This is a genomic window from Modestobacter excelsi (assembly GCF_005930495.1).
Classification (GTDB): domain Bacteria; phylum Actinomycetota; class Actinomycetes; order Mycobacteriales; family Geodermatophilaceae; genus Modestobacter; species Modestobacter excelsi.
Genome location: NZ_SJEX01000128.1, coordinates 1 through 7,983, shown reverse-complemented (window position 1 = coordinate 7,983; position 7,983 = coordinate 1). Strand labels below are relative to the sequence as shown.

The following is a 7,983-nucleotide window of genomic DNA, read 5'->3' as shown; positions in this document are numbered from 1 at the left end:
CCCTTCCCCCGACCCACCCCTGGAGACACGGTCATGAGCTTCCTGAACGCACCCCCCACCGGACTGCGGGGCCTCGGTGGCCTGCAGCGGCTGGGCCGCAGCCTGATGCTGCCCATCGCCGCGCTGCCCGCGGCGGGTCTGCTGCTCCGGCTCGGCCAGGACGACCTGCTGGGCCGGTTCGACGCCATCCGGTACGTCGCCGTCGTCTTCGCCGCCGCCGGCGGAGCGATCTTCGACAACCTGCCGCTGATCTTCGCCGTCGGCATCGCGATCGGCTGGGCCAAGAAGGCCGACGGCTCGACGGCGCTGGCGGCCGTCGTCGGCTACCTGGTGCTGCAGGGCGTCTTCGAGGCACTGAGCCCGATCGTCCTGGGCGAGGCCGCCGAGGGGCAGGAGCAGGAGCTGATCGACTTCGGCGTCCTCGGCGGCATCGTCACCGGGCTGATCGCCGCCGTGCTGTGGCAGCGCTTCTACCGGATCAAGCTGCCCACCTACCTGGCCTTCTTCGGAGGCCGGCGGTTCGTCCCGATCATCACCGCGGTGACGATGATGGTCGTCGCCGTGGTGATGTCGCTGGTCTACGCACCGTTCAACACCGGGCTGACCAACCTGGGCGAGGCCGTCGACGCGAACACCGTCGTCGGCGGCGGGATCTTCGGCACGGTGAACCGGCTGCTCATCCCGCTGGGCCTGCACCACATCATCAACTCGGTGGTCTGGTTCGTCCTCGGCGACTACAACGGCGTGCACGGCGACCTGAACCGGTTCTTCGAGGGTGACCCGACCGCGGGCACGTTCATGACCGGCTTCTTCCCGGTCATGATGTTCGCGCTGCCCGCCGCGGCGATCGCCATCTGGCACGAGGCCAAGCCGGAGCAACGCAAGATCGTCGGCGGGATCATGCTGTCGACCGCGCTCACCGCGTTCCTCACCGGCATCACCGAGCCGCTGGAGTTCTCCTTCCTCTTCGTCGCCTGGCCGCTCTACGTGGTGCACGCGTTCCTCACCGGCACGTCGCTGGCGCTGACCAACGCGCTGGGCATCCACGACGGGTTCAGCTTCTCCGCCGGCGCGATCGACTACGTGCTCAACTTCGGGCAGGCCACCAAGCCGCTGCTGATCATCCCGATCGGCCTGGTCTACGCGGCGGTCTACTACCTGCTGTTCCGCTTCGTCATCCGGAAGTGGAACCTGCGGACGCCGGGTCGCGAGGAGGAAGCCGAGGCCGTGGTCGGCAGCACCGACGAGGCCGCGACCCCGGCCGCCACGCCGGAGACGGCCGCGCCCACCGGCACGGTCGAGCACCGGTCGCAGTCCTGACCGAGCGAGCGGGCCCCGTCCTGCGGGGCCGGCTGGTGACCGGCGGCTCGGTCGTCGACGACGGTGTGCTGGCCGTCGTCGGCGACCGGGTCGGCTACGCCGGCCCCGCCGCGGCCTGGGCCGGCGACCTCCCGGCCCCCGCGCCGGAGCGGCTGCTGCTCCCCGGGCTGGTCGACGTGCACTGCCACGGCGCGGCCGGGCACGGCTTCCCCGACGCCGATGCCGACGGGGTCCGGGAGGCGGCCGCCCACCACCTCGCCTCCGGGACGACGACGTTGGTGGCGAGCCTGGTCTCCGCGCCCGCGGCGGTGCTCCGGCAGCGGCTGGCCGTCCTCGCGCCGCTGGTCCGGGCCGGCGAGCTGGCCGGCGTGCACCTGGAGGGCCCGTTCCTGTCCGCGGCGCGGTGCGGTGCCCAGGACCCGGCCGCCCTGGTGCCCGGCGACCCCGCCCTGCTCCGCGAGCTGCTCGCCGTCGGCGGGGTGGTCTCGATGACACTGGCGCCGGAGACCGCGCACGCCGCCGAGCTGGTCGCCGTCCTGCGGGAGCACGGCGCGCTCCCGAGCTTCGGGCACACCGACGCCACCGCCGGGGCGACCACCGCGGCGATCCGGGCCGCGGCGGCCGGCGGCCGGCTGTCGGCCACGCACCTGTTCAACGGCATGCCGCCGCTGCTGTCCCGCGCGCCCGGACCGGTCGCCGCCTGCCTGGCCGCCGCGGCCCGCGCCGAGCTGGTCGTCGAGCTGGTCGGCGACGGCGTGCACCTGGCCCCGGAGACGGTGGCCGCCGTGTTCGACCTGGTGGGCGCCGGGCACGTCGCGCTGGTCACCGACGCGATGGCCGCCGCCGGGATGCCCGACGGCCGGTACCGGCTCGGTGCGCTGCCGGTGGAGGTCGCCGGCGGGGTGTCCCGGCTGGCGGACGGCGACGGCCCGGGGGCCATCGCCGGCGGGACGGCGCGGCTGGTCGACGTCGTCCGGCACACCGTGGCCGCCGGTGTCCCGCTGCCGGACGCCGTCCTCGCCGCCACCGGGACGCCGGCCGGGCTGCTCGGGCTCGTCGACGTGGGCCGGCTGGCCCCCGGGGCGCGCGCCGACGTGCTGGTCACCGATGCTGACCTCGTCCCCACCGCCGTCCTGCGCGCGGGCCGGTGGGCGCACCGAGAGGAGAGCTGACCGTGGAGGTCGTCCTGCTGCCCACGCCCGAGGACTGCGGGCGGGTGGTCGCCGACGCCGTCGCCGGGTCCGTGCTCGACGCGCTCGCCCGGGGCGGGCCGGTCGTGCTCGGCCTGGCCACCGGGTCCTCGCCGCTGCTGGCCTACCGCGAGCTGCTGCGCCGGCACCGCGAGGAGGGGCTCGAGTTCGCCGGGGTGCAGGCCTTCCTGCTCGACGAGTACGTCGGCCTGCCCGCCGGGCACCCGGAGTCCTACCGGGAGGTCATCCGCCGTGAGCTCACCGACGCCCTCGGCCTGGACCCCGCGGTCGTGCACGGCCCCGACGGCTCCGCCGCCGACCCGCTGCGGGCCGCCCGGGACTACGAGCAGCTGCTGCTGTCGGCCGGCCCGGTCGCCGTCCAGGTGCTCGGCATCGGCGCCAACGGGCACCTGGGCTTCAACGAGCCGGGTTCGTCGCTGGCCAGCCGGACCCGGGTCAAGACGCTGACCGAGCAGACCCGCTCGGACAACGCCCGGTTCTTCGGCGGCGACGTGGCCGCGGTGCCGCGGCACGTGCTCACCCAGGGCCTGGGCACCATCCTGGGCGCTGGGCACCTGGTGCTCGTGGCGACCGGGGAGGCGAAGGCGGACGCGGTCGCCGCCGCGGTCGAGGGGCCGCTGACGGCGTCCTGCCCGGGGTCGGTGCTGCAGCTGCACCCGCACGTCACGGTCGTCGTCGACGAATCCGCCGGCAGCCGGCTGGCCCGCGCCGAGCACTACCGCTACGTGTTGTCGCACAAGCTGGAGGCGCAGGGGTGGTGAGCATCCGGCGGGCCGGCGGCGCGACCGCCGGGGCGGAGCCGCTCATCGTCGACGGGATGGTGCCCAAGCACGAGCAGCTCCGCGGTCGGCTCACCGAGCTGGCCGCCCGGCTGCCCGCCGGGTCGCCGCTGCCCGGCGAGCGGCAGCTCTGCGTCGAGCACGGGGTCAGCCGGATCACCGTCCGCGAGGCGATCGGCCAGCTGGTCAGCGAGGGCGTCCTGGTCCGGGTGCGCGGCAAGGGCACCTTCGTGGCCGAGCGGGCCGCCCGGTCCCGGCTGCACCTGGCCTCCTTCCACGAGGACATGCGCCGGCTGGGGCTGCGCCCGGGCACCGTCGTGCTCGATGTCGGCCGGTCGGTGCCGCCGCCGGCCACCCGGCGGGCCCTCGAGCTGCCACCGGGTGCCCAGGCCTGGCACGTGCGGCGGCTGCGGCTCGCCGACGACCAGCCGATGTCGATCGACGATGCCTGGTACGAGGCCGGTGTGCTGCCCGACCTGGACCGGCAGGACCTGACCGGTTCGCTCTACACGCTGCTGGCCGAGGAGTACGGCTGCACCATCGACCGCGCCGAGCAGACGGTGCGCGCCGCTGAGGCCGACCGGGGGACCGGGGTGCTGCTGGGCGTGCCGACCGGCCGTCCGGTGCTGGTGTTCGACCGGCTGTCCTACAGCGGGGGCCGGCCGGTGGAGCACGCCGAGTCCACCTACCGTGGCGATCGCTACGAGCTGCAGATGACCGTCGAGCTCGGGGGGAGCTGAGTCGTGGAGCCGGTCAGCCTGTCGGTCGACGAGTTGATGCTCCGGCCGTGGCGCGAGGACGACGCCGAGGCCGTGTGCGCCGCCTCCCGGGACCCGCTGCTGCGCCGCTGGAACGGCGAGGAGCGCACCACCCTGGACGGTGCCCGCGCGTGGCTCACCCGGATCGCGGGGTGGAGCACGGAGCACTGCTCGTGGGCGGTCGAGGACGGTGGCGTGCTGGTCGGCTCGATGTCGTTGCACGAGATCGACCTCGCGCAGGCCGTGGGTGAGGTCGGCTACTGGATGGTGCCCGCTGCCCGCGGCCGCGGGATCGCCGTGCGCTGCACTCGTGCCGTGTGCCGATGGGGGTTCGCCGCCCTGGAGCTGGACCGCATCCAGCTGTTCCACGCCGTGGAGAACACCGCCTCGGCCCGGGTCGCCGCCAAGGCCGGCTTCACGCAGGAGGGCCGGCTCCGCCGGTCGTACCGCTACCCCGACGGCGTGCGGCACGACGAGCTGCTGTGGAGCCGGCTCTCCGACGATTGAAGGCACCACTCGCGAGCTCGCGGCGGGACCCTGCAGGGGGCCGTGGTGTCAGGCCGCGACGCGGGTGCTGCTGAGCAGCCGGCCGTGCTCGGCGGCCTCGCGCTCGGCGGTGGTCCCGAGCTCGGCGGCCAGGTCGGCGGAGGAGTCCAGCGCCGGGTTGACCCCGACGAGCGGGAGTGCACGGCCACGGGCTGAGCGCCGTCGACGGCACCTGCGCGGACCGGTGAGTCCTGCGCCCGCGAGCCGTCCTACCTGCACACGGCCGACGAGGAGGAGCCCGATGGAGCTCGACAGGCAGTTCGACGCGGTCCTGCAGAAGAGCCCGGCCCCGGGCGGCTGGACCTACGTGGTCATGCCCGGGTCGGCGGAGTACTTCGGCACCCGCGGGCTGGTCAAGGTCCGCGGCACGGTCGACGGGCACCCCTTCCGCAGCTCGTTCATGGCGCTCGGCGACGGCACCCACAAGTTGCCCGTCACGGCCGGGCTCCAGGCGGTGATCGGCAAGCGGCCCGGCGACGTGGTCACCGTGCGACTCGAGGAGCGCATCGAGCGCGCGCCCCGCGCGGTGGACGGCCAGGTCAGCAGCCGCAGCTGATCCCCGCCGGTGCGGTGAGCGGGTCGACGTCCGGTCGCGCGACCCCGTCGGCCGTCTCCACCGCGAGACCCTCCCGGGCCCAGTACTCGAAGCCGCCGATCATCTCCCGCACCCGGTAGCCGAGCCGGGCCAGCGTCAGCGCCGCCCGGGTGGCGCCGTTGCAGCCCGGGCCCCAGCAGTAGGTGACGACCGGGACGGCGGGGTCGAGCTCGGCCGCGGCCCGCCCGGCGATCTCGCGGCCGGGCAGGTGGACCGCGCCGGGCACGTGCCCCTGCGCCCAGGACTCCGCGCAGCGGCTGTCGACCAGCACGAAGCCGGGCCGGCCGGACTGCAGGGCCGCGGAGACGTCGGAGACGTCGGTCTCGACGGCCAGCCGGCGGGCGAAGTGCGCGGCGGCGTCGGCGGGGGCGGTCGTCCAGTCCAGGCTCATGACCGGGACGCTAGGGACCACGCGCCGTCCCGACGAGCGGCTGCGCGGCCGCCGACCGCAACGATCCGGCCCATCGCCCCGTCGGAGGCGTACCGGTGGCGTTCGCCGGCGGGTTGACAGGGCCCGCAACTGACATGTCAGATGTCAGTTGTGTCGATCGCTCCGGTGCCGCGCATCCTGCTGCGGGACCATGCGCTGGCGCTCCTCCGGTCGGCCATCGTCAGCGGTGAGCTCGCGCCCGGCGCCGTCGTCAAGGACGCCGAGCTGGCCGGCCGGCTCGGGTTGTCGGTGGCCCCGGTGCGCGCCGCGCTCGCCCGGCTCGCGGACGAGGGCCTGGTGGAGAGCAAGCCGCAGAGCCACACCCGGGTCACCCCGCTGGTGCCCCAGCTGGTCCGGGACGCCGCCGTCGTCGTCCGCGCGATGCACGAGCTGGCCGTCCGGGAGGCCGCCGCAACGGTCACCGGCGCCGACGTCGCGGCGATGCGGGCCGCCAACGAGCGCTTCGCCGCCGCCGTCTCCGCGGGGGACCTCGACGGCGCACTCGCTGCCGACGACGAGCTGCACGACGTGCTGCTGGCCCGCTGCGGGAACACCGCGGTGCGGGCCACGATCGACCGCTTCACCCCCGCGGTCCGCCGGCTGGAGCGGCAGCGGTTCGCCGCCGCGCACGGTCGCGAGTCGGTCGCGCTGCACGAGCAGCTGATCGCCGCCTGCGCGGCCGCCGACGTCGACGCCGCCGTCACCACCACCACCGAGATCTGGACGGCGCTGCTGTCCGAACTGGAGGAGACCCCCGATGGCGCTCGATGACTTCCCCCGGCACCCGCTGCTGTTCGGACCCTCGCCGGTGCACCGGCTGGACCGGCTGACCGCCCACCTGGGCGGCGCGGCGGTGTGGGCCAAGCGCGAGGACGTGAACTCCGGGATCGCCTTCGGCGGCAACAAGACCCGCAAGCTCGAGTACCTGGTCGCCGATGCGCTGGCCCAGGGCTGCGACACGCTGGTCTCCATCGGGGGCGTGCAGAGCAACCACACCCGGCAGGTCGCCGCCGTCGCGGCGCACGTCGGGCTGCGGTGCGTGCTGGTGCAGGAGAGCTGGGTGGACTGGCCCGACGCCGTCTACGACAAGGTCGGCAACATCCTGATCAGCCGGCTGGCCGGGGCCGACGTGCGGCTGGTGAAGGCCGGCTTCGGCATCGGGTTCAAGGAGAGCTGGGAGGCCGCGCTGCAGGAGATCGTCGACGGCGGCGGCCGGCCCTACCCGATCCCGGCCGGGGCGTCGGACCACCCCCTCGGCGGCCTCGGTTTCGCCAACTGGGCGCGCGAGGTCGCGGCCCAGGAGGCGGAGCTCGGGGTCTTCTTCGACACCGTCGTCGTCTGCTCGGTGACCGGCTCGACCCAGGCCGGCATGGTCGCCGGCTTCGCCCAGCTCGAGGAGCAGGGCGGCCGGCCGCGCCGGGTGCTCGGCGTCGACGCCTCGGCCAAGCCGGCGGAGACCCGAGACCAGGTGCTGCGGATCGCGCAGCGGACGGCGACGGCGATCGGCCTGCAGCGCCCGCTCACCCTGGACGACGTCGAGCTCGACGAGCGCTTCCACGCCGGGGTCTACGGCATCCCCGACGCGACCACGATCGCCGCGATGGAGCTCGCGGCCCGCACCGAGGGCATGGTCACCGACCCGGTGTACGAGGGGAAGTCGATGGCGGCCACGATCGACCTGGTCGGCCGGGGCGAGATCGACCCGTCGTCCACGGTGCTCTACGCCCACCTCGGTGGTCAGCCCGCGCTGAACGGGTACAGCGCGCTGTTCTCCTGAGGGACCCCTCGACCCCGACGAACGGGCCCGGCCACCGTGAGGTGACCGGGCCCGTCCGCGTCCGGGTCAGCTGAGGCTGCTGGCCCGGCGGCGGGGGAACGCGATCAGCCCGAGGCCCAGGGCCAGGGCGAGCAGACCGCCGAGCGCCAGCGTGCCGACCGGGGTGCCGGTGAAGGCGAGCCCACCGGACGTGCCGGACGTCCCGGACGTGCCGCCGTCGGCGGTCACCAGGACGCCGGACGACGCAGGGGCGAGCACCTCGCGGACGGCGCCGGCCTGGTCGATGGCGCCGAGGGTGACCGCGCTGTCCGACGGAGCCGGACCCTGCAGGCCGGTGAGGTGTCCCGGTGTGGTCGCGTCGACCGGGGTGGCCGGGTCGGCCGGCGTGATCGGGTCGACCGGGGTGCCCGAGCCGGCCGTTGTGCCCGGCTCCTCCGGGGTGGCCGGCTGCGCCGGGGTGGCCGGGGCGGTGGCGGGCGCAGTGCAGTCGCCGGTGGCGTCGCCGAGGACGGCGAGGCCGGTGCCGCACGCGGTGACCGGGATGTCGACGTCGATGGCCGGCGCCCC

General features: G+C 75.1%; 10 protein-coding genes and 1 pseudogene. 8 read left to right on the top strand and 3 right to left on the bottom strand.

All coding sequences use genetic code 11. The features are described 5' to 3' along the window. The first annotated feature begins 33 nt into the window (after positions 1-33). From FHL80_RS24370 to FHL80_RS24350, 5 genes are read left to right on the top strand one after another with little or no spacing between them, the layout of a single operon-like run. Positions 34-1,320, top strand: coding sequence for a PTS transporter subunit EIIC (locus tag FHL80_RS24370; protein ID WP_138735911.1), 1,287 nt, complete (start codon positions 34-36; stop codon positions 1,318-1,320). Positions 1,321-1,355: 35 nt separating this feature from the next. Continuing rightward, positions 1,356-2,492, top strand: a complete 1,137-nt coding sequence (locus FHL80_RS24365) for an N-acetylglucosamine-6-phosphate deacetylase (protein ID WP_216871027.1) — start codon at positions 1,356-1,358, stop codon at positions 2,490-2,492. 2 nt (positions 2,493-2,494) lie between these two features. Next, on the top strand, positions 2,495-3,292 hold the full coding sequence (nagB, locus tag FHL80_RS24360; RefSeq protein WP_138735910.1) for a glucosamine-6-phosphate deaminase: 798 nt from the start codon (positions 2,495-2,497) through the stop codon (positions 3,290-3,292). Next, positions 3,289-4,050 (top strand): GntR family transcriptional regulator, encoded by a 762-nt coding sequence (locus tag FHL80_RS24355; protein WP_216871026.1) that lies wholly within the window; start codon positions 3,289-3,291, stop codon positions 4,048-4,050. Before nagB ends, FHL80_RS24355 begins: the two co-directional genes overlap by 4 nt. Positions 4,051-4,053: 3 nt before the next feature. Further along, positions 4,054-4,575, top strand: coding sequence for a GNAT family N-acetyltransferase (locus FHL80_RS24350; RefSeq protein WP_138735909.1), 522 nt, complete (start codon positions 4,054-4,056; stop codon positions 4,573-4,575). Positions 4,576-4,623: 48 nt separating this feature from the next. On the opposite strand, the gene FHL80_RS25895 is transcribed toward FHL80_RS24350, so the two are convergent. Next, positions 4,624-4,833 (bottom strand): hypothetical protein, encoded by a 210-nt coding sequence (locus FHL80_RS25895; RefSeq protein ID WP_216871025.1) that lies wholly within the window; start codon positions 4,831-4,833, stop codon positions 4,624-4,626. Between the two features lie 22 nt (positions 4,834-4,855). On the opposite strand from FHL80_RS25895, the gene FHL80_RS24340 reads away from it, so the two are divergent. Next, on the top strand, positions 4,856-5,170 hold the full coding sequence (locus FHL80_RS24340; RefSeq protein ID WP_138735908.1) for a DUF1905 domain-containing protein: 315 nt from the start codon (positions 4,856-4,858) through the stop codon (positions 5,168-5,170). On the opposite strand, the gene FHL80_RS24335 is transcribed toward FHL80_RS24340, so the two are convergent. Next, the gene (locus tag FHL80_RS24335) at positions 5,154-5,600 is read right to left on the bottom strand and encodes a rhodanese-like domain-containing protein (protein WP_138735907.1); all 447 of its coding nucleotides are present in this window, start codon (positions 5,598-5,600) and stop codon (positions 5,154-5,156) included. The genes FHL80_RS24340 and FHL80_RS24335 overlap by 17 nt on opposite strands. Before the next feature lie 150 nt (positions 5,601-5,750). Here FHL80_RS24335 and FHL80_RS24330 point away from each other — a divergent pair, with 150 nt between their 5' ends. Together FHL80_RS24330 and FHL80_RS24325 are read left to right on the top strand one after the other, a co-directional pair. Further along, positions 5,751-6,410 carry a GntR family transcriptional regulator gene (locus FHL80_RS24330; protein ID WP_216871024.1) on the top strand — a complete coding sequence of 220 codons (660 nt, stop codon included), beginning with the start codon at positions 5,751-5,753 and terminating at the stop codon, positions 6,408-6,410. Continuing rightward, the gene (locus FHL80_RS24325; protein ID WP_138735905.1) at positions 6,397-7,416 is read left to right on the top strand and encodes a 1-aminocyclopropane-1-carboxylate deaminase; all 1,020 of its coding nucleotides are present in this window, start codon (positions 6,397-6,399) and stop codon (positions 7,414-7,416) included. The genes FHL80_RS24330 and FHL80_RS24325 overlap by 14 nt, the downstream gene beginning before the upstream one ends. A 66-nt stretch (positions 7,417-7,482) precedes the next feature. On the opposite strand, the pseudogene FHL80_RS25890 reads toward FHL80_RS24325, so the two are convergent. After that, a pseudogene (locus FHL80_RS25890) lies at positions 7,483-7,983 on the bottom strand (hypothetical protein); the annotation flags it as partial.

Coding starts and splice junctions, on each gene's coding strand:
- FHL80_RS24370 (WP_138735911.1), top strand. CDS start 34: ATGAGCTTCCTGAACGCACCCCCCACCGGACTGCGGGGCCTCGGTGGC.
- FHL80_RS24340 (WP_138735908.1), top strand. CDS start 4,856: ATGGAGCTCGACAGGCAGTTCGACGCGGTCCTGCAGAAGAGCCCGGCC.
- FHL80_RS24335 (WP_138735907.1), bottom strand. CDS start 5,600: ATGAGCCTGGACTGGACGACCGCCCCCGCCGACGCCGCCGCGCACTTC.
- FHL80_RS24325 (WP_138735905.1), top strand. CDS start 6,397: ATGGCGCTCGATGACTTCCCCCGGCACCCGCTGCTGTTCGGACCCTCG.